At 61.4% G+C, this 20,708-nt stretch carries 18 protein-coding genes; 3 read left to right on the top strand and 15 right to left on the bottom strand.

The annotated features are described in order from the left end of the window. Positions 1-39: 39 nt before the first annotated feature. The 5 genes from mshL to ACW5XD_RS11730 form a co-directional block, all read right to left on the bottom strand. The gene (gene mshL, locus ACW5XD_RS11750) at positions 40-1,713 is read right to left on the bottom strand and encodes a pilus (MSHA type) biogenesis protein MshL (protein WP_456495035.1); all 1,674 of its coding nucleotides are present in this window, start codon (positions 1,711-1,713) and stop codon (positions 40-42) included. A gap of 70 nt (positions 1,714-1,783) precedes the next feature. Continuing rightward, a complete protein-coding gene (locus ACW5XD_RS11745; protein ID WP_456495034.1) occupies positions 1,784-2,104 on the bottom strand; it encodes a SctD/MshK family protein in 321 nt (106 codons plus the stop codon). After that, positions 2,097-2,744: a type 4a pilus biogenesis protein PilO gene (pilO, locus tag ACW5XD_RS11740; protein WP_456495033.1), complete on the bottom strand. Its 648-nt coding sequence runs from the start codon at positions 2,742-2,744 to the stop codon at positions 2,097-2,099. Before pilO ends, ACW5XD_RS11745 begins: the two co-directional genes overlap by 8 nt. Continuing rightward, positions 2,744-3,337 carry a PilN domain-containing protein gene (locus tag ACW5XD_RS11735; protein ID WP_456495032.1) on the bottom strand — a complete coding sequence of 198 codons (594 nt, stop codon included), beginning with the start codon at positions 3,335-3,337 and terminating at the stop codon, positions 2,744-2,746. The genes pilO and ACW5XD_RS11735 overlap by 1 nt, the downstream gene beginning before the upstream one ends. Continuing rightward, complete coding sequence (locus tag ACW5XD_RS11730) at positions 3,337-4,200, bottom strand: MSHA biogenesis protein MshI (protein WP_456495031.1); 864 nt, start codon at positions 4,198-4,200, stop codon at positions 3,337-3,339. The genes ACW5XD_RS11735 and ACW5XD_RS11730 overlap by 1 nt, the downstream gene beginning before the upstream one ends. A gap of 72 nt (positions 4,201-4,272) precedes the next feature. On the opposite strand from ACW5XD_RS11730, the gene ACW5XD_RS11725 reads away from it, so the two are divergent. Beyond that, a complete protein-coding gene (locus ACW5XD_RS11725; RefSeq protein ID WP_456495030.1) occupies positions 4,273-5,217 on the top strand; it encodes a 1-aminocyclopropane-1-carboxylate deaminase/D-cysteine desulfhydrase in 945 nt (314 codons plus the stop codon). 22 nt (positions 5,218-5,239) lie between these two features. Here the strand turns inward: ACW5XD_RS11725 and ACW5XD_RS11720 are convergent, their stop codons facing one another. Further along, positions 5,240-7,168, bottom strand: a complete 1,929-nt coding sequence (locus ACW5XD_RS11720; protein WP_456495029.1) for an EAL domain-containing protein — start codon at positions 7,166-7,168, stop codon at positions 5,240-5,242. A gap of 543 nt (positions 7,169-7,711) precedes the next feature. On the opposite strand from ACW5XD_RS11720, the gene ACW5XD_RS11715 reads away from it, so the two are divergent. Next, positions 7,712-9,241 (top strand): EAL domain-containing protein, encoded by a 1,530-nt coding sequence (locus tag ACW5XD_RS11715; RefSeq protein WP_456495028.1) that lies wholly within the window; start codon positions 7,712-7,714, stop codon positions 9,239-9,241. Positions 9,242-9,391: 150 nt separating this feature from the next. Further along, a complete protein-coding gene (locus ACW5XD_RS11710; protein WP_456495027.1) occupies positions 9,392-10,489 on the top strand; it encodes a calcium:proton antiporter in 1,098 nt (365 codons plus the stop codon). Between the two features lie 136 nt (positions 10,490-10,625). On the opposite strand, the gene hutH is transcribed toward ACW5XD_RS11710, so the two are convergent. The 9 genes from hutH to ftsE form a co-directional block, all read right to left on the bottom strand. After that, positions 10,626-12,158 carry a histidine ammonia-lyase gene (gene hutH, locus ACW5XD_RS11705; RefSeq protein ID WP_456495026.1) on the bottom strand — a complete coding sequence of 511 codons (1,533 nt, stop codon included), beginning with the start codon at positions 12,156-12,158 and terminating at the stop codon, positions 10,626-10,628. 1 nt (position 12,159) lies between these two features. After that, positions 12,160-13,863, bottom strand: coding sequence for a urocanate hydratase (gene hutU / locus ACW5XD_RS11700; protein WP_456495025.1), 1,704 nt, complete (start codon positions 13,861-13,863; stop codon positions 12,160-12,162). A 55-nt stretch (positions 13,864-13,918) separates the two neighbouring features. Continuing rightward, entirely contained in the window at positions 13,919-14,863 is a 945-nt protein-coding gene (hutG, locus tag ACW5XD_RS11695) for a formimidoylglutamase (RefSeq protein WP_456495024.1), read from the bottom strand. Next, positions 14,856-16,091, bottom strand: a complete 1,236-nt coding sequence (gene hutI / locus ACW5XD_RS11690; protein WP_456495023.1) for an imidazolonepropionase — start codon at positions 16,089-16,091, stop codon at positions 14,856-14,858. The genes hutG and hutI overlap by 8 nt, the downstream gene beginning before the upstream one ends. A 155-nt stretch (positions 16,092-16,246) precedes the next feature. After that, positions 16,247-16,951 (bottom strand): histidine utilization repressor, encoded by a 705-nt coding sequence (hutC, locus tag ACW5XD_RS11685; protein WP_456495022.1) that lies wholly within the window; start codon positions 16,949-16,951, stop codon positions 16,247-16,249. A gap of 11 nt (positions 16,952-16,962) precedes the next feature. Beyond that, positions 16,963-17,622, bottom strand: a complete 660-nt coding sequence (gene can / locus ACW5XD_RS11680; RefSeq protein WP_042868573.1) for a carbonate dehydratase — start codon at positions 17,620-17,622, stop codon at positions 16,963-16,965. A 125-nt stretch (positions 17,623-17,747) separates the two neighbouring features. Next, positions 17,748-18,602 carry an RNA polymerase sigma factor RpoH gene (gene rpoH, locus ACW5XD_RS11675; RefSeq protein WP_456495021.1) on the bottom strand — a complete coding sequence of 285 codons (855 nt, stop codon included), beginning with the start codon at positions 18,600-18,602 and terminating at the stop codon, positions 17,748-17,750. Between the two features lie 452 nt (positions 18,603-19,054). Further along, complete coding sequence (gene ftsX, locus ACW5XD_RS11670) at positions 19,055-20,008, bottom strand: permease-like cell division protein FtsX (RefSeq protein WP_042868569.1); 954 nt, start codon at positions 20,006-20,008, stop codon at positions 19,055-19,057. Next, positions 20,008-20,676: a cell division ATP-binding protein FtsE gene (gene ftsE / locus ACW5XD_RS11665; RefSeq protein WP_043139753.1), complete on the bottom strand. Its 669-nt coding sequence runs from the start codon at positions 20,674-20,676 to the stop codon at positions 20,008-20,010. The genes ftsX and ftsE overlap by 1 nt, the downstream gene beginning before the upstream one ends. Positions 20,677-20,708 lie beyond the last annotated feature (32 nt).

Below are 20,708 nucleotides of genomic sequence, written 5' to 3'. Positions count from 1 at the left end.
GCTGCATGGAACAAGGCCAACCGCATGTTGGGTCATGACTCAGCCCTTGGGTGGATACCACTTGTCGAGCAGGTCGGAAGAGCGCTGCAGTTCGTTCTGCCAGGTGTCCTTCTCCACCACGGTCGGTTTGAGCAGGATCACCAGCTCCACCTTCTTGGTGCTCTCGCGCCGGTTGGTAAACGCCTCGCCGACCCAGGGAATGTCCCCCAGCAACGGCACCTTGCTGACAATCTCCTGCTTGTCGGTTTTCATCAGGCCGCCGATGACGATGATGTCGCCATTGTTGGCCTGCACCACGGTATCGGACTCGCGGATCGAACTCTTGGCGAGCGGCAATTCCAGCCTGCCCCCCGAGGTGCCCATGTCGATCACCTTGTTCTGCTCTTCGGTGTCGATGACGGAGGGGTGAATGTGCAGCAGCACCTTGCCCTCTTCGTCGATTTGCGGCGTCACGTCCAGCGCAATACCGGAAAAGAAGGGGGTCAGTTCCACGTTCGGCGTCTTGTCGGTCCCCGTGGAAGTCGTGGTGATGGTGGTGGAGGCGTTGGTGACGTAGTACTCGTCGGTCCCCACCTTGATCACCGCCTTCTGGTTGTTGGTGGCGGTGACGCGCGGGCTGGAGAGGGTGTTCACATCGCCCTGGGTCTTGAGCAGGTTGACCGCCACGTTGAAGTTGCCGTCGGAGATCTTGAAGCCGGCCCCGCCGCCCAGCGCGCTGAAGATCTGGTTGGGAGTCGAGGGTAGCTGGGTATTGGCGAGGGAGCCGCCGCCCGTGATGCCCTTGTTGCCATCCCAGCTGGCGGAGAGGCCGCTCCAGTCCACCCCCTGCTCGTAGCCCTCGTTGAGGGCCACTTCCAGAATACGCGCCTCCAGCACCACCTGGCGCTTGAGGTGGGTCTCGGACTGGCTGAGGAATTCACGCACTGCTTTCAGCTCTTTAGGATAGGCACGAATGGTCACCAGACCCGCCTGCGGGCTGGTGATGACGGCGCGGCCGTCACCGTTGCCGATCAGCATCTCCAGCGAGGCGCGCAGATCGGTCCAGTAGTCGCTGTTGGTATCCGTTTCGATACGGGTACCGTTGCTGTTGTCCGTGCTGGCATTGCCGCTGGAGGCATTGTTGTTATTGCTGTTGTTACTGCTGCTGTTGGCGTTGTCGAAGCTGCTGTTATTGCTGTTGTTATCGTTGGCCGTCACCCCGCCCGTGCTGACCGACGTGCGGGACAGACCACGACGGGACATCATCAGGTAGTTGACCGGTATGGTTTCGGTGCGCAGTCCAGCAGGATAGACGTGGAACACATTGCCCTTGCGCTGCACGTCGAAGCCATACATGTCACCGACCACCGCCAGCACCTCGGGCAGGGTCACGTCCTTGAGCTCGACGGAGATCTCGCCGGCCACGCCGGGATGCACGGCCACGCTGTAGCGGGAACCCTTGAACAGGGAACCGAAGAACTCCACCGCATCCACATCGTGGGCAGCAATGCGCAGCCGCTGTTCCGGCATGCTGAGGGCCTGGGGCGGGCGGTTCATCTGCAGCAGTTCGCTCTGTACCGACTTGGGCACGGTCGCCAATGCCCCGACCTTGTTCTGCTCGGTCATGGCGTGTTTCAGTGCGTCCTTGGCCTGCACGGGTTCGGGGTGCCGGTAGCTGGTACAGCCTGCCGCCAGCACGGCCACAGAGATCAGGCAGAGATGATTTTTTTTCATGTTATGAGTGCACCCTGACTTGCAATTAAACTCGACAAACCTTGCCCCACCCATCCCGGGCGGGGCGCGTTCAGATGCGGACCTTGCTGGCGAACAGGGTCAGCGACTGGCGTTTGCCCCCCTTCTCCAGCACCACTGCATCTGCACTGATGGCCACCAGTCGATATCCCTCGACCTGCTGGCCCACCCGGTAACTTTTCCCGTTGAGCACCGCCAGTGCCGGGCCATTGCCCAGCATCACGCTCTGCAATGTTGGCAAACCTGCATTCTGGCTGGCGGTGGCCCCCGCCTGGCTGTTCATCCCGTCCAGCGGTGCCGTGGGATCCTGCAGCACCTCGGCCTGTGCCACCGAGCCCAGCAGACAACACAATAGCGTCAGCCATCTAACCACGAATAAACTCCTTGCTGGTGCTCAGGGTGTAGATTTCCATCTCCACCACGGCCTTGGGATGTTCCTGCACCTGATAGTCAAACTGCTTCCAGTAGAAGTGACGGGGCAGCGCCTCCAGCGCCTTCAGGTACTGATAGACATCGAAGTAGCCGCCCTCCAGCTTGAGGCGAATACCATGCTTGAACAGGTTGATGCGCTGATCCCCTGCCATCAGCGGCTGGGGGGCGAGAGAGGTCAGCGCCAGCATGTGCAAATTGGCGGAGCGTGACAACAGGGCCTCCAGCACGGCCGGCATCTCCTGGGCCTGGATCAGGTCCACCGTCTGGGCCTTGAGCTCGGCATCCAGCTTGCCGATATCCCCCTCGACCCGCGCCAGCTGATCGCGCACGTTCTGATCGGGATCCCGCGCCAGCCTTGCCTGTTTGCCCAGGTTCTCGAGATCCATGATCTCCAGATCCCGCTGGGCCGTGGTCAAGGCCGCCCTGTCCTGATCCAGCCGCAGGGCGGCGCCATCCAGCCAGCCGTAGATGGCGCCGGCACAAACCAGCACCAGACCGGTCAACAGGATCAATATCCGCTCGCGCTGGCTGAGGGCGGCAATCTTGTCCGCCCATGCCTGCCATTGTGCTTTCAGGCTCATCAGGGCTTCTCCCGCTCGATGCCGCTGAGCTGGAAGGCCAGCCGGCCCTCCTTGTCACGGCTCAGGGTCAATCCACCAAACTGCTTGCCCGCCAAGGACGGGGTCTGCTTGAAACGGTTTACCCAGGCAGGCACATCCTGGCTGCGACCGGCAAAACCGGACAGATTGATCCGTCCCTCGGCGATCTCGATCCGCTGCAAGGAGAGCTGCTTGTCCCGAATGCGGGAGAGATCGGCCATCAGGCCGGCGTAGCCCTGGGATTTTTGCAACGCCAAACTGCCCAGCTGATGCATCAACCCCTGTTTGGCGGTCAGTTCTTCCTGCTTGCTGACCAGCTGCTGTTGCAACAAGGCATTGGCCTGGTGGCGGGCCAACTCGGCATCCAGCCGTTGGGCCTCGCCACGCTTGACCTCCAGCGTCGCACGCACCTGCGCCAGCTCACGGCCGACCCCTTGCTGCTGCCAGCCGTAGAAGGCGGCCATGCAGAGCAGCAATACCACGCAGCCCCCCCACACCAGCGCCATCTGGTTGAGACTGGCCCACTGGCGTCTGGGGCGAAATTCGGCGCCATAGAGGTTGATCTGACGTTTCATCAGGCATCCTCCCCAATGGCGGCAGCATAGGCCGAGAGATATTCAACCCCGGCTAACACAGCTTTGTTGGCCATTGCGGAGACGGCGAAGCCGAAGGTCTGTTCCATGTGGCGCACCAGAGTGCCGATGAAGGAGGAGGCGATGGCAAGCTGCATCTGGCTCAGCTCCGGCAGCTTGAGCTGACCGACCAGATAGTCGAGGGAGCGCTGGATTTCCAGTGCCAGCGAATCAAGCAGCATGCTGTCCGGCTCATGCTCACCGGTAAGGGCGGTGAAGCCGCGCAGCTGGCGGGAGAAGCAGAGGCCCCCCTGATGGAATACCAGCAGTTGCAGATCCTGCCCCCTGGGCTGCCACAGCAGCATGCGCACCGCGTTATCGGCCTCATAGAGCGCTGTCATGGCCAGCTCGTCGCTGACGATGGCATCCAGGCTGGCAATGCCGTTGACCGCATCCGCCAGCTGCTGCACCCGCATCTTGGGCACGCAGATCACATTGATGCGCGGCCGGCCAGCCGGCGGCGTAGGCAGATCCACGTAATCCATCGCGAGCTGCAACACGGGTTCATTGACGTAATCCTTGACCGCCCAGGGCAGGGCACCGGCCATTTCGGCCTCGGGCACGGCGGGCTTGTCGATCTGGACTTGCTGATAAAGGCTGGCGGCGAGGGCGACCCGCACCTTAGACTTGGCGAGGCCATGACGGCTGAACAGCTCGCTCATGGCAAGCGACCACTCCTGCGGACCATTGATGGCGCGGGTAGCGAACACTGGCTGGGGTCCCAGCGAGGCCAGCATGATACGATCGCTGGCCAGCAGGATCCCTACCTGACGGCTCGGGGTCGAACGTCTGAAAAGTTGTTTCATTGAAACCCGCACCTGGCTGCATAAAACGGATTAAACCTTAGCATAAACAGGGTATTAGCCTCCAGATAAATGATGGATCACTCATTGTCACCCAACTCGACCCGCTCGCAGGCGTTTACCCTGCAGCCAACCCTGCTTCCCTCGCCGCTCCAGGCCATCTCGCACCCTCTGCTGACCGAGCATGGCGTAACACTCTGGTGCAAACGGGATGACCTGATCCACCCGACCATCTCGGGCAACAAGTGGCGCAAGCTCAAGTACCAGCTGCAACACGCCCGGGCGCAGGGCATACAGCACCTGATCTCGTTTGGTGGTGCCTACTCCAACCACATCCATGCACTGGCGGCGGCAGGGTGCCAATCTGGCCTTAGTACCACCGGCATCATACGCGGTGAACCGGAGGCTGCCAGCAATTCCACCCTGAGCGCGGCAAAAGGCTGGGGCATGGATCTTATTTTTGTCGACCGCCAGAACTATCGGCGGCGACAGGATCCGGACTGGCTGGCCCAGTTCGCGGCACCCGATACCCTGATAGTGCCGGAAGGGGGCAGCAGCCCGCTCGCCATTCCCGGGGTGGCCGAGCTGGTCGGCGAGGTGCCCTTCTCGCCGGATCTCTGGGTGCTGCCCTGCGCCAGCGGCGGCACCCTGGCGGGCCTCATCGCCGGCAAACGGGAGCAGGAGCGGATCCTCGCCATCGCGGTACTGAAAGGCGCAAGCTTCATCGCTGACGAGGTGCGCCGCCTTCACCCGGCTGCGGCCACCACTCCCGGCTGGCGTATAGCACTGGATCACCACGATGGTGGCTATGCCAAATTCAGCCCGGCCCTCTGGCAGTGGGTGCAGGCCTTCAGTACCGAGACGGGCCTGCCGCTGGAGCCCATCTACAGCGGCAAGGCCATGTGGGGCCTGTTTCGCGAACTGGTCGCCGGGCACATCCCACGCGGCAGCAAGATACTCTTCGTCCACACGGGGGGCATGCAGGGACTCGCGGGTTTGCAAGAGCAGGGCCGGATATGAAGGCAGCCCTGCGCTCATCTTATCAGGCGCCGGCCGGTTCCATCACCAGCCGCTCCGGTTCGGCGAACCAGGGCCCCTGCCCCGCATGGACGCCGAGGTGGCGCAGCATCTTCCACTCGTCGCCGCTCTCCACCCCCACGGCGATGACCCGGGTGCGGGTGTTGGCACAGCCTCCCACCAGGCTGCGCACCGCCATCTGGTTGACCTGACGGGTGTGGATCTCCCGCACCAGGCTGGGGTGGAGCTTGAGAAAGTTGATCTCGAACTCCTTGATGTATTGGGTGCTCACCACATCCTGGCCGGCATGATCGATGGCCAGCTGGCAACCCAGCATGCGCAGCGCCCGCAGCGGCCGCTTGAGCGCCTCGTAGTGGCGGGTCACCTGGGCCTCGGAGAGTTGCAGGATCAGCCGCTCGTTGGTGCTGCGCGGCAGCTGGAACAGATCGAAGAACAGCCAGCGCTGAAACTCGCGGTGCAGCAGGCTCTGGGCACAGAGGGTCAGGCTGATGGGGCAGCTCTGCTCTGAGCGCTGACGCAGCAGCCGCAGGGTCTGCTCCGCCACCAGTCGATCCAGCGGCAACAACAGCCCCGCCTTCTCGGCCATCGGCATGAAAACACCGGCCTGCAACTCCCTCCCCTGCTCGTCGTGAATGCGGATCAGCAAGTCCTGTTGCAACACCACCTGATCCCGCTCCTGCTGCACCGGCTGGACGTAAAAGTCGATGCCGTGCTCCTCGATTCGACGACCGATCAGGGTGCGCCAGCGTACCGTGCCCTTGCTGCTCTGCTCCTCATCCAGCTGCTTCTCGTAGAGGAACCAGCCGGTGTGACCCTGCAGCCGCGCGCTCTTGAGCGCCAGCTCGGCCTCTTCCTGCACCTTGAGCAGCGAATCCTGTGCCTGATAGCAGACGGCGCCGAGGTAGACGGCGGTTTCGACGTTGACCGCCTCGGGCCAGTGCAGTCGTTGCAGGCTCTTGTGAAGCTGACCCGCACCGTCCACCATCTCGCTCTCGGACATATTGGGCAGCAGCACGGCGAACACCTGGCCGGCATAGCGGGCCTGCAGAGCGCCGTTGTGCTTGCGCACGAAGGCGGCGATGGAGGCGCTCGCTTCCATCAATAAATCTTGGCTCTGACGCCCATTCAGCTCAGGATCCAACTCCTCCAGACCGGCGAGTTCGATCAGCAGCACACCGCCGCTCATCACGCTCGCCTCCATGATGGCGCTCTCCAGCCGGTTGTCGAAGAACAGGCGGTTGCCGATACCGGTCATCTTGTCGACAAAGGCGTTGCTGCGGATGAAGTTGTCAAAACGGCTGCGCTCCTTGCGGGCATCCGCCAGCTCGGCCAGCAGGTAGTCAAGGGCTTGGCTGGCGGAGACGGGCCACTCATCGGCCGGATCGTGCGCCAGCTTGGTGAGCTTGTTGTCGAGGATCAGCTGGGCGCGCTCGGCCAGCAGCTCGGCGCCCCGCAGTTGCAACCGCAACCAGCGAATGGAGTACCAGAGTCCGAAGATGACGATGAAGACGCCGAGGGAGATGCCGGACATGGCCTGCATGGAGTATTCAAACTCCTTGAACGGCCGCTCCAGTTTGAAGTCGGCCTGCATGCCGGTCTGATGGGAGATGGGTTGGCTATAGGAGATCAGCAGGCTCTCGTCGGTCTGCTGCTGCACGTCGCGAAACCAGTAGATCCGCTGCTTGCCCTGACGGATCTCCAGCTCCACCACATGGGCTGCACGCAGCAGGGTCGGCAGCCAGCGGGTGAGATCCTGATGGTCGTCGGCCACCTCCAGTTGCTTGTCGATGATCTCGACCAGGGAGTTGACCTTCTTCTGCTGCAGCTCCATGCCCAGCTCACGAAAGCTGAATACCCCGCCGAGCAGCACCATGGCCATGGCGGCGATCACGCACAGGGTAATAAACGAGACAAGCTGAGTGGTCAGTTTCATGTGCCTTTCCGTATGCCCGACAACATCCATGTGGCTTCATCGTATCAGCCAACGCCGAAGCGCGCCTATGGACGAAGATCCCGCTTCTGGAATTCAGCGGGCGAGCATAACCAAATGGGCACCCGAACACCAAGCCTGACGGCAAGCTGGCCACGAAAAAGGGCCACAGGGCGGAAAAACGGGAGGTGGGCAGCGGGAGCAGGGATTGTCAGGCAGAAAAATGGTCCCACTAAGGGGACCAAAAGAAACACTCATATCAAAACTAACACTCTGTGCTACTGACAAAAAAACAGATACAGGAGTATTGAACACACGGTGAGTCAAACCGCACGGCTACTCTAGCCATTTCAGATAAGCTGGACAATTGTCACTTATGACAGGTCAGCGATTGAATCTTCATCATGTTGCTTTACAAAATGCCTATTTATCAGTGCATTAGTTTTTTTGGTGGAAGAGTGATCATCCTCGCTCAAATCGATGTAACTAATGCACTATGATATTGCCACTCATATGCATCTCATCTCCATATCAGGCAGGTGTACCTTGCGACGAATTTCCCCACTCTGGATCAGTTTGTTGTTGTTCTGCCTGCCTCTGCTGGCAAGCCTGCCCCTCAGTCAACTGCTCAGCAAACAGCTGGCACACCAGTTGCTGCAGGAGAAAAAAGAGGAGATTGAGGCCGCTCTGGTGGAGCGACGCCAGGATTTGGACGAGAGCATTCGCGCTCAACTGGCCCAGTTCACGTTTGACTGTGGTCAGCAGGACATGGCGCTGTTGCGGGATCCCCGCTTCTACAGCCGTCACATCCGGATCCAGGGGCTCAAGCTCGCCTCGGGTGCTGGCTGCTCCAGCTTGGGTGAGGATCTTCCCTTCACCACCGCCGAGCTTCCTCCCTATCCCAGCCAGGAGCTGTTCGGCCTCGCGGCCACCAAGGCCCGCTTCAACACGGAGCAGGAGCTGGTCGCCTATTTCCGGGTGGGGAACAATACCGCCTACTGGGTACTGAACAACAGCTGGAGCCATGCGCTGTTGCAATATCCCTGCACCGACTGTTTCTACCTCGAATTCCACCAGCAGACCCCGGACGGAGCAACACCGGTTTTCCCCCGCGGCAGCAAGTCCATCAAGGAAGAAGGGGGGAGCCAGAGCCTGAGCTTCTTTGATCCCAACAATCACATCAAGCAGACCCTGTGGGCAGGCAAGGCGCTGGAACACTATGCCCAGCAACAGGCCAGACACAATGGGTTCTGGTATGGCGGCGCACTGGGGGCCCTGCTGGTTGGCACCTATTGGGTGCTGCGCAACTATCGGCGCTCTCTCAAGGGCTTGTTGCAAGCAGGCCTGGCACGACAGGAGTTCGTGCCCTTCTATCAGCCGATCGTGGATAGCCGCAGCCAAACAGTGATCGGTTTCGAAGCACTGCTACGCTGGCAGCGAGGCGGTGATCTGGTGCCGCCTGGCGCCTTTATCGACTATGCGGAAGAGCAGGATCTGATCCTGCCGATGACCGAGCAGTTGCTGGACAAGGTGCTTGCGGATCTCGCCCGGCTCGAACCGGCTCAATGGGTCAGCGTCAACATAGTGGCTGCCCACATTGAACACCCTCATCTGCGTACCCTGTTGCAGCGGCACCACTGGCCCTCACCAACCCGGCTCACTTTCGAGCTGACCGAGCGCAAACCGATCACCGACATCAAGGCGGCAACCGACGAGATCACGGCGCTGCAGCAACAGGGTTATCACTTCAAGCTGGATGATTTTGGCACCGGCTACGGTGGCTTTGCCTACCTGCAGCGACTCGGTATCCGTCAGATCAAGATCGACAAGATGTTCGTCGACACCATAGGTACAGATGACCTAAAAAGGACACTTCTGGATTCCATTATCGCCTTCGGCCATGAATCCGGCATGGAGATGATCGCAGAAGGGGTCGAAACCGGAGAACAGGTCGACTATCTTGGCCAGCACGGCGTATATCTGATCCAGGGCTATGTGTATGCCAAGCCCATGGCCCTGACCAGGCTGAAGATCTGGTTGCTGGCCTGGAACCAGAACCACGCTGGCGAGCACTGATGGGCCGGATCGCTCATATCTTGTAACAAAATGATTTTCCCCAGGCAGTACAACTCCCTTTATCATTAGCAGGCCCGCCACACCCGTGGCGGCGCCGTTCGCCTCCACACCCCGGCGGCCCAAGCCGCCCCGAGATGAGAACCATTGCCTATGAAGTCATTTATCCGGCAAGAGATTGCCCTGCCCGTTGGCCTGCTGACCCTGCTGTTTTTCAAGACGCTGGGCAGCGACCTGCTGACAGAGGCCACTCCGCTCGGGATTTATCTTCCTGTCTCGGCGGCGCTGCTTGCCATCGTCACTTGGGCCATCTTCTCTGTGGTACGCCACTCGGACGCCCTCGCCATCAAGCTGGGTGAACCCTTCGGTACCCTTATCCTGACCCTGTCGGTCATCTCGCTGGAAGTGGTGATGATCTCCTCCGTCATGCTGACCGGCGAACCCAATCCGGTGATGGCCCGCGACACCATGTTTGCCGTGGTGATGCTGGTGACCAACGGCCTGGTGGGCTTCACCCTGCTGTTTGGCGGCTGGCGCTACCACACCCAGAGCTTCAATCTGGACGGGGTCAAATCCTATCTGGTGGCCATCATACCGCTGGCCCTGCTCTGTCTGGTGCTGCCCAATTTCACCCGGGGCGGCACCATTGGCAGCATGTCGAGCCCCATGTCCTGGATGCTGATCATCATCTCCATCCTGCTCTACGGTATCTTCCTGCTGATCCAGACCCGCAGCCACAGCCACTTCTTCGTCGACAGCGACCACGAGGATTACGAGGAGCACCACGGCCCGCTGCAGAGCAACCTCTACCACACCCTGCTGCTGCTCGCCTATCTGGTGGTGGTGATCCTGCTGGCCAAGACCCTGGCCGTTCCCATCAACTTCGGTGTGAAAATCATGGCGGCGCCGCCTGCACTGGGTGGCTTCATCGTGGCCTGTATCGTGCTCGCACCGGAAGCCGTGGGCGCCATCAAGGCAGCCTTCAACAACCAGCTGCAGCGCGCCATGAACCTCTACTTCGGCTCTGTACTGGCCACCATAGCCCTCACAGTACCCGCCGTGCTCTTCATCGGCGCCATGCTGGACCAGGAGGTGCGCCTCGGCCTCTCCGCCGCCGACATGGTGCTGCTCGTCACCACCCTCATGGTCTGCAAGGTCACTTTCAGCAGCGGCCGCACCAATGTACTGCACGGTGCTACCCACCTGGTGCTGTTCGTGGTCTACCTGTTCCTGATGTTCGAGCACGAGTAAACGGCGCCAGCTCTCAGCTGATGCTGTTCATGGTCTGCCTGTTTCTGATGTTCGCGCACGAGTAACCGGTTTTGGCCTGCGCCAGATGTGAAAAGACCGCCCAATGGGCGGTCTTTTGCTATGAGCCAAACAGGGCTTAGAGGCTGGGCAGCACACCGGCCGGGATCAGGTCGTTGTAGCCCGCCTGGGCCAGCAGCTCAGCGGCCGCCTCGATGTCCGGCGAGAAGTACCTGTCCTTGTCATAGAAGCTGACTTTGCTGCGCAGCCGACCCTTGGCCAGCTCCAGCAGCTCTGTGGTGCGCAGCGGAGCACGGAAATCCAGCCCCTGCGCCGCCGCCAGCAGCTCGACCGCCAGTATGCCACGGGTGTTCTCCGCCATGTCCGCCAGTCGGCGAGCGGCGAAAGTGGCCATGGAGACGTGATCCTCCTGGTTGGCGGAGGTGGGCAGGCTGTCCACCGAGGCCGGGTGGGCCAGGCTCTTGTTCTCGGATGCGAGCGCCGCCGAGGTGACCTGAGCGATCATGAAACCGGAATTCACCCCACCATTATTGACCAGGAAGGCGGGCAGACCCGACATGCGCGAATCGATCAGCAGCGCCATGCGACGCTCGGACAGCGACCCGATTTCGGCGATGGCCAGCGCCAGGTTGTCGGCGGCGAAGGCCACCGGCTCGGCGTGGAAGTTGCCGCCGGAGAGGATCTCTTCATCCTCGGCAAACACCAGCGGGTTGTCGGAGACCGCGTTGGCCTCGCACACCAGCACCTCGGCAGACTGACGGATCTGGGTCAGGCAGGCCCCCATCACCTGGGGCTGGCAGCGCAACGAGTAGGGATCCTGCACCTTCTCGCAATTGTGGTGGGACATGCCGATCTCGCTGCCGTCCACCAGCAGCTGGCGGTAGCAGGCGGCAGCATCGATCTGGCCGAGCTGACCGCGCACCTCATGGATGCGGGCATCGAACGGACGACGACTGCCCAGCGCCGCCTCCACGCTCATGGCGCCTATGGTGATGGCGCCGGCGAACAGATCCTCGGCGTGGAACAGGCCTTCCAGCGCAAATGCCGTGCTGGCCTGGGTGCCGTTGAGAAGGGCCAGTCCCTCCTTCGGTGCCAGAGAGATGGGCTCGAGGCCCGCGATCTTCAGCGCCGTGGCGGCGTCCATCAGCTCGCCCTTGTGGCGGGCCTTGCCCTCACCGATCAGCAGACAGCTCATGTGGGCCAGCGGCGCCAGATCGCCGGAGGCGCCGACGGAGCCCTTCTTAGGCACCACCGGATAGACTTCGGCGTTGATCAGGGTCATCAGCGCCTCAAGCACAGTCAAGCGGATGCCGGAGAAGCCCCGGGCGAGCGAGTTGACCTTGAGCACCATCATCAGCCGCACGGTGGCGTCATCCATGTAGGTGCCGATGCCGGCCGCGTGGGAGAGCACGATGGAGCGCTGCAATTCGTCCAGCTGCTCCACCGGGATGCGGGTGTTGGCCAGCAGGCCAAAGCCGGTGTTGATGCCATACACCACGCGATTCTGCTCGATCACCTTGGTGACCACGGCAGCGGAGGCGTGGATCCCCGGCAGCGCGGCCGGATCCAGACTGATATGAACCGGCTCGCGGCTGACGCGGCGCAGGGTATTGAGGCAGAGCTTGCCCGGTAACAGATTGAGTTCAAACATCTTATTTAACCCCTTTGCCCGTTGCGGTCAGCATCGGCAGATCCAGTTTCGCCTCATGGGCGCAGTTGATGGCAATCTCGTAACCGGCGTCGGCGTGACGCATCACACCGGTGGCCGGATCGTTGCGCAGCACGCGGCCAACGCGTCTGGCGGCGTCATCGGAGCCGTCACAGACGATCACCACACCCGAGTGCTGGGAGAAGCCCATGCCCACACCGCCACCGTGGTGCAGCGACACCCAGGTCGCGCCGCCGGCGGTGTTGAGCAAGGCGTTGAGCAACGGCCAGTCGGAAACGGCATCGGAGCCATCCATCATGGACTCCGTCTCGCGGTTCGGGCTGGCCACCGAGCCGGAGTCCAGGTGATCGCGACCTATGACCACGGGCGCCTTCAGCTCGCCATTTTTCACCATCTCGTTGAAAGCCAGACCCAGGCGTACCCGATCCTTGACCCCGACCCAGCAGATCCGCGCTGGCAGGCCCTGGAAGGCGATGCGCTCGCGGGCCATGTCGAGCCAGTTGTGCAGGTGGGGATCGTCCGGGATCAGCTCCTTGACCTTCTGATCGGTCTTGTAGATGTCTTCCGGATCGCCGGACAGCGCCACCCAGCGGAAGGGGCCAATCCCCTCGCAGAACAGCGGGCGGATATAGGCGGGCACGAAGCCGGGGAAGTCGAACGCATTCTTGACCCCCTCCTCCAGCGCCATCTGACGGATGTTGTTGCCGTAATCCAGCGTGGCGGCGCCACGGGATTGCAGGGTCAGCATGGCTTCCACCTGGCGGGCCATGGAGTGACGAGCGGCCTGGTTCACCTCCTGAGGCGCGGATTTTTGCAGCGCGCGCCACTGGGCCACGCTCCAGCCCTGGGGCAGGTAACCGTGGATGGGATCGTGGGCCGAGGTCTGGTCGGTCACCACGTCCGGGGTGATGCTGCGGGCCACCAGTTCGGCAAAGACATCGGCAGCGTTGCCGAGCAGGCCGACGGAGACGGCGGTGCCGCTGTGTTTGGCTTCCTCGACCATGGCCAGCGCCTCATCCAGGCTGTGGGCCTTCTTGTCGACGTAGCGGGTCTTGAGGCGAAAATCGATGCGGGTCTCGTCGCACTCGACGGCGATCATGGAAAAACCGGCCATGGTGGCGGCCAGCGGCTGGGCGCCGCCCATGCCACCCAGACCACCGGTCAGGATCCAGCGGCCCGCGGGCTCGCCATTGAAGTGCTGGTTGGCCACCGCGAAGAAGGTCTCGTAAGTGCCCTGTACTATCCCCTGGGTACCGATGTAGATCCAGGAGCCGGCCGTCATCTGGCCGTACATCATGAGGCCCTTCTTATCGAGCTCGTTGAAGTGCTCCCAGTTGGCCCAGTGGGGCACCAGGTTGGAGTTGGCGATCAGCACCCGAGGCGCATCCTTGTGGGTCTGGAACACCCCGACCGGCTTGCCGGATTGCACCAGCAGAGTCTGATCTTCCTCAAGCCGGGTCAGCACCTCGACTATTTTGTCGTAGCAGGCCCAGTTGCGGGCGGCGCGGCCGATACCGCCATACACCACCAGAGATTGGGGATGCTCGGCTACTTCCGGATCCAGGTTGTTCATCAGCATCCGCAGCGGCGCCTCTGTGAGCCAGCTTTTCGCGGTCAGTTCGGTACCACGGGGGGCACGGATGACCCGGCTCGGATCCTGACGGGGATCCAGGTGTTGCTCAGACATACACACTCCTTGTTTTATCAATGCAGCAGCATGGCGACCTGCCCTCGGCAGGCCGCTACTTGGTTAACTGATGGACCAGCCGGGCGGCCACGCGGGCGCTGCGGTTATCCTGATCCAGGTTCGGGTTGTACTCGGCCAGATCGGCGAGCCGCAGCTTGCCGCTGGCCCGGATATGGGCGATCAGGGGTTCGATGATGGCCAGCTCGACGCCGCGGGCGGCGGGGGCACTCACCCCCGGCATGACGGCGCCGGGCAGCACGTCCAGATCGATAGTCAGATAAAGGTGATCACAGCGGGCGATAAAGCCATCCAGCCCGTTCAGAAGCTCGGGTAGTGCGGCTTGGGTCATGGCCTCATCCAGCGCATACCAGACCCCCAGTTCATCGGCGCGTGCGAACAGCGCCTGGGTATTGGCGGTCTCGGCTACCCCGAGGCAGGCGTAATGAAACGCTGTGCCCTGGGCGGTGCACTGCTCGGCGATCTGGAAGAAGGGGGTGCCCGAGCTGGCCTGATCCACCTTGCGACGCAGATCGAAGTGGGCATCGAAGTTGATGATGCCGACCCGACCCTGACCGGCCAGATGGCGGTTGAGGCCGCTCCAGCTGCCAAACGCCACCTCGTGACCGCCTCCCAGCACCAGCGGGAAGTGGCCCTCATCCAGCAGGCTCGCCACCCGCTCGGCCAACCGGTCGTGGGCAGCATCGAGATCGCCGTCGTCGCAGACCAGATCGCCGCCGTCATAGACAGGTTTGCTCAGATGCCAGGCACTGTTGGCCAGCAGCTTGCGGATCGCCAGCGGTGCGTCGGCCGCCCCCACCCTCCCCTTGTTGCGGCGCACACCCTCGTCGCAGGCAAAGCCCACCAGGACGACACCGGGGGCGGCAGTGCCAGCTTGCGGCCAGGGTTGAACCTTGTCATGCCAGCGCAGGGCCAGTTCACCATCTTCCGGATCCTGGCGCCCCTGCCAGACCGACATATGGGGCTGGCTGAACTTATCCATGCAGCGTCTCCTCGCCGTTGACGATACGGCTCACCAGCTGATCGACGCCAATGAGGTAACTGAGCTCCGCCGGGTGCGCACAGTTCCAGACCAGGAAGTCCGCCAGCATGCCCACTCTCAACTGCCCCAAACGCTCCTGCTCGCCGAGCGCGCGGGCGGCGTTGCGGGTCACCCCGACCATGGCCTCGACCGGGGTCAGACCGAACAGGGTGCAGGCCATGTTCATGGCCATGCGCAGCGACACTATGGGGGCCGTGCCCGGGTTGATGTCGGAGGAGACCGCCATGGGTACATGGGCCTTGCGCAGGGCGGCGACCGGTGGCAGCTTGGTCTCCTTCAGGAAATAGAAGGCGGTCGGCAGCAGGGTAGCGACCACGCCACGATGGGCCAGCGCCTGGATCCCTTCCTGATCCAGATGTTCCAGATGATCCACCGAGAGGGCGCCAAAGTTGGCGGCCAGCGCACTGCCCCCAAGATTGGATAGCTGATCCATGTGGCCCTTCACCGCCAGACCGTATTGATCCGCAGCCAGATAGACCTGCTCGGTCTGGGCCAGCGAGAAGCCGATGTGCTCGCAGAAGACGTCCACCGCATCGGCCAGGCCCGCCTGCGCGGCGGCCGGAATGATCTCCTGGCAGATGGTCTCGACCCAGGAGTCGGGATCGTCGCGATATTCGGGCGGCACCGCATGGGCGGCCAGCAAGGTGGTCTTGACCCGAATGGGCTGTGCCTCCCCCAGGCGGCGGGCGACCCGCAACATCTTGAGCTCGTCATCCAGCGTGAGGCCGTAGCCGGATTTGATCTCCACAGTGGTGACCCCTTCCCGGATCAGCGACTTGATCCGCGGCAGTGCCAGCTCAAACAACTGTTCCTCGCTGGCGGCACGGGTGGCCCGTACCGTGCTGATAATGCCGCCGCCCTTGCGGGCGATCTCGGCATAGGGCACCCCTTTCTGGCGCAGTTCAAACTCTTCGGCCCGGCTACCGGCGAAGATGAGATGGGTGTGACAGTCGATGAGGCCCGGCGTCACCAGCCTGCCCTTCATGTCCTGCCAGTGGGCAGGATAAGGGCCCTTGAGATCCTGCATGGGCACCAGGGCGTGGATCTTGCCTTCATGAACGCCGAGAGCGTGGGGTTCCAGCAGACCGTAGTCCGCCAGATCGGGGCGCAGGGTGGCGGGTGTCACGTTGAGCCAGACCCGCTCGCAGTTCAACAGTTCCTTGTTCATACCGACCTCTAAATGTATATACATTAACTTATATCCGATCTCTGACGGGAAAGAAAGGATCAAGTTCACATCTTGATAACAGCGCTGTGATTAGAGTTTAAGCACAAAAAAGCCCACCATGAGGTGGGCCCTGTTAAAAGAATATGTATATACAATTAATTCAAACTGGTCTTGGAACTCAGCTTGTAGCGGGAGCCCGGCGAGAGCAGACGGGCGTAGGAGACCAGATAACCTTCCGACCAGGTACGGCGGTGCAGCAGCAGGCAGGGGGTATCGACCCGCACCTGCAGCAGACCGGCCTCACCGGCGCTCGGCAGCACGGCTTCTACTACGTGCTCCATCTCGGAGAGGGGGCAGACCTCCATCAGGTAGCGGTTTGGCGTCTGTCGGGTGAAGTCCTGCTCGCCGTAGTCCGGCAGGCGCTCGGCATCGATGAAGCGCTCCTCCAGTTGCAGCGGCTCCCCATCGGCCTGATGGACGATGAGGCTGTGGAAGATGGGAGCGCCGACCCGCAGCCCGAGCTGGACCGCCACCTTCTCGTCGGCGGCCTGGCGTTGCAGCCGGATCACCCGGGCACTGTATTCGCTGCCACGCTCGGCAATCTCGTCGGCGATATTGCGAATGGCCAGCAGCGGTGACTCGGTGCGCCTGTCCGCCACGAAGCTGCCGGAACCGGCGGTACGCACCAGCCAGCCCTCGGCCACCAGTTCGCGCAGCGCCTTGTTGACCGTCATCCGGCTCACGGTGAACTGCTCGCACAGGGCGGCCTCGGTCGGGATCCTGTCCCCCGCCTGATAGTGGCGTTCACGGATCCCGTCCAGGATGTGCTGCTTGATCTGCAGATAGAGGGCTGGCGCCAACGGCAGGCTCCTCAGCGACGGCGGTGGGGCGGACGCATGTCCGGCCAAGCGCGGTAAACATCGGGGATCTGATCCGGCCCGCTGATGCAGAGATCCAGATCGTGCAGCAGGCCATCCTTGATGCCATAGATCCAGCCGTGCACCGCCAGCTCCTGCCCTTTGCGCCAGGCATTCTGGATGATGGTGGTGTGGCAGACGTTGGCCACCTGCTCGGCCACGTTCAGCTCGCACAGGTAATCGAAACGCTCATGCTCATCTTCGATGGCATCCAGCTGTTCGCGATACTTGAAGTAGACATCCTTGATGTTGCGCAGCCAGTTGTCGATGAGCCCCAGTTCCTGGTTCTGCATCGCCGCCTTGACGCCACCGCAACCATAGTGACCGCAGATGATGATGTGCTTCACCTTGAGCACCTCGACCGCGTATTGCAGCACGGAGAGGCAGTTGAAGTCGGTATGCACCACCAGATTGGCGACGTTGCGGTGGACGAAGACATCCCCCGGCAGCAAACCCATCAGCTGGTTGGCGGGAACCCGGCTGTCGGAGCAGCCTATCCAGAGGTATTCGGGGGCCTGCTGGGCGGAGAGGGTAGCGAAGAAATTCGGGTCCTCGGCCTTGATCCGTTCCGCCCACTCGCGGTTGTTGGTAAACAGGTCGTTCAACAGTTTCACTATCTGCTCTCCCTACTGTGGCAGTGGCGGCAACATAACATAGACAAGGGTAACCAAGGCAAGGCCGACCAGATGCCCGTGAAACAAAAACAGGGCCATCAGGCCCTGTTTTTGTGAGGGAGGCATCAGGCCTCCATGGCGTCTTTCAGCTTCTTGAGTGCGTTTTTCTCAAGCTGACGCACCCGCTCGGCAGAGACACCATAGGTGTCGGCCAGCTCCTGCAGGGTGGTCTTGCTGTCATCGTCGAGCCAGCGGGCACGGATGATGTGCTGGCTGCGCTCATCCAGAGTGGCAAGGGCCGAGCTCAGGCGACGGGTCGCATGGTCATCCCAGTTGTCATTCTCTATGGTGGCCGCCAGATCGGATGATTTGTCTTCCAGATAATGAACCGGGGCGAAGCCGCCTTCGTCTTCATCATCACCGACCAGATCAAATGCCTGATCGTAGTTGCTCATGCGTGCTTCCATCTCGGTCACATCGGTCGGGGAGACCCCCAACTCGGCGGCGACGGCCTGCACTTCATCATGGCTGAACCAGCCCAGACGCTTTTTGGATTTACGCAGGTTGAAGAACAGCTTGCGCTGGGCCTTGGTGGTCGCCACCTTGACCATGCGCCAGTTGCGCAGGACATATTCGTGGATCTCGGCCTTGATCCAGTGCACGGCGAAAGAGACCAGTCGCACCCCGACGGTCGGGTCGAAACGCTTGACGGCCTTCATCAGGCCGATATTGCCTTCCTGAACCAGGTCAGCCTGGGGCAGCCCGTAACCGGCATAACTTTTGGCGACGTGAACGACAAAACGCAGGTGCGACATAACCAGCTGACGAGCAGCCTCGAGATCGCCGCTCTGCTGCAAACGCTCAGCCAGCTCACGCTCTTCCTCTGCGGTCAGCACAGGAATGGAGTTAACTGCCTGGATATAGCCTTCCAGACTACCTTGCGGAATCAGAGCCATAGTGCGCTGCAATGAAGTTCCCATGTTCTACCTCTTTCTTTTCAATCAAATCAGTCTAACACCCTGAGAGGGTCTGTCTACTGACTGGACGCCATTCTGCGGCCTGTATCAAACATAGCGAGCATGTCTGAACCGGAGTTATCTTAGGCCGGCAGGATGAATCATGAATGAACAGTCAAAAAAAGGGGGTCACAATCAAGGACCCCCGAAAAGTAGCATGCTAAGTCCATTGTTGCGGAGCTCGCAACCTTCACATGCTTGCCAAGTCAGACGAGCAAGGCAGAGGGGCCACACCCGTATAAGTTCTTCAGCACTTGTAGACTGCTTATAAATCAGAAGGTTCACAGGATCCAGAGAAGATCCTGAAGATCGGTATCGATCAGATTACTCCCAGAACGGCGGCCGTGCCAGAAACGGCCACTCTTTTACTTGATCCGTGTCTCAAAATCCAGCGCTTTAAAACGCTGATAAATTAATCAGGATGGTTCTATGTCGCGAATGTGGCGATGGACCGAGAACCAGGAGGCGATCAGCCCCAGTAGAGCCCCCAGCAGAATCAGATTAATCCCATCCACCGCCCCCATGCCCACCAGCCGGAAATTACTGTTGTAGAGGCCGGCCAACTCCTTCACCACCCCCTCGCTCCAGATCACCATCACCTCGGTCAGCCACCAGGCCAGCATGCCGCCGATGACCCCAAACCAGATGCCGGTATAAAGGAAGGGACGGTGAATGAAGGCATCGGTCGCCCCCACCAGCTTGAGCACTTCGATCTCGGATCGCTGATTGAGGATATTCAGCCGGAGCGTATTGCCGACGATCAGCAGCACGGCGGATAGCAACAGCACTGCTATGCCGGTAATTGTGTGGCGCAGCAGGTTCATGATCCCCTGCAGCCGGGTCAGCCACTGCAGATCCAGCTTGCCCTGCTCGACGCCATCCTCGTTGTTCAGCTTGTTGAGCAGCTCGGCGGCCCCTTCCGGATTCTGCCAGCGGGGATCGGGAATAACGCTCAGTACAGGCGGCAGCGGGTTGCTGTCGAGGTAATCGAGCGCATCGCCGAAACCGGAGATCTCGCGAAACTCCTTGAGCGCCTCATCCCGGCTCATGTAGGTGACGGATTCCACCTCGGGATAGAGCAGGATCCGCTGCTTCATGTCGAGAATGCTCTGCTCGGGCAGATCCTTGCGCAGATAGAGGGAGATCTGGGAACTGGTCTGCCAGCTCCCTTCCACCACCTCGGCGTTTTTCAGCAACACGTGGAAGCAGGAGGGCAGCGCCAGGCTGACGCCCAGCACCGCCAACGTCATCAGAGAAGCCAGCGGATTGCGCCACAGCTCACCCAGACTGGAGAAAGCCTGACGGGCGTGGTCGACCCAGTACATCATGAACCGGCGCAGCGGCGGTTGTTTATGACGAACGATAGCCATCAGAGCTCCTCCCCTGCCGAATACATGCGCCCCGCCTTGAGGGTCAGGGTGCGATAGCGCATGCGGGCGATCAGCCCCAGATCGTGGGTGGCAATCAGCACGGAAACGCCGAAGCGGTTGAACTCCTCGAACAGCCGCATGATGTCCATGGAGAGCTGGGGATCCAGGTTGCCGGTCGGTTCATCCGCCAGCAGCAACGGTGGCTTGTTGACGATGGCGCGGGCGATGCCGACCCGCTGCTGTTCACCACCGGAGAGCATGCGCGGCTGGTAGCGCTCCTTGCCAAGCAGTCCCACCTTGTCCAGCGCCGCCGCCACCCGCTTGTTGATGTCGGCATGGCTGTAGCCGTCGATCACCAGCGGCAGCGCCACGTTGTCGAACACGGTTCTGTCCATCAGCAGCCGGTGATCCTGAAAGATCATGCCGATCTGGCGCCGCACATAGGGGATATCGCCCCGCTTGATATGACTGACATCATCGCCGTGGAAGAAGACGCGCCCGTCGGTCGGCCGCTCCATCACACTAATAAGCTTCAAGAGGGTACTCTTGCCAGCCCCTGAGTGCCCGGTCAGGAAGGCCATCTCCCCCTTGCGCAGGTGAAAGCTGACCTTCTGCAACGCCTGATGGCCGCCGCTGTATACCTTGCTGACCTTATCGAAACGAATCATAACGGATCCCTGACATTGACAAACCCCGACCT

This window comes from Aeromonas enterica, assembly GCF_054052465.1.
The sequence above is the reverse complement of the archived record's forward strand: the minus strand, read 5'-3'. Positions and strand labels throughout refer to the sequence as shown.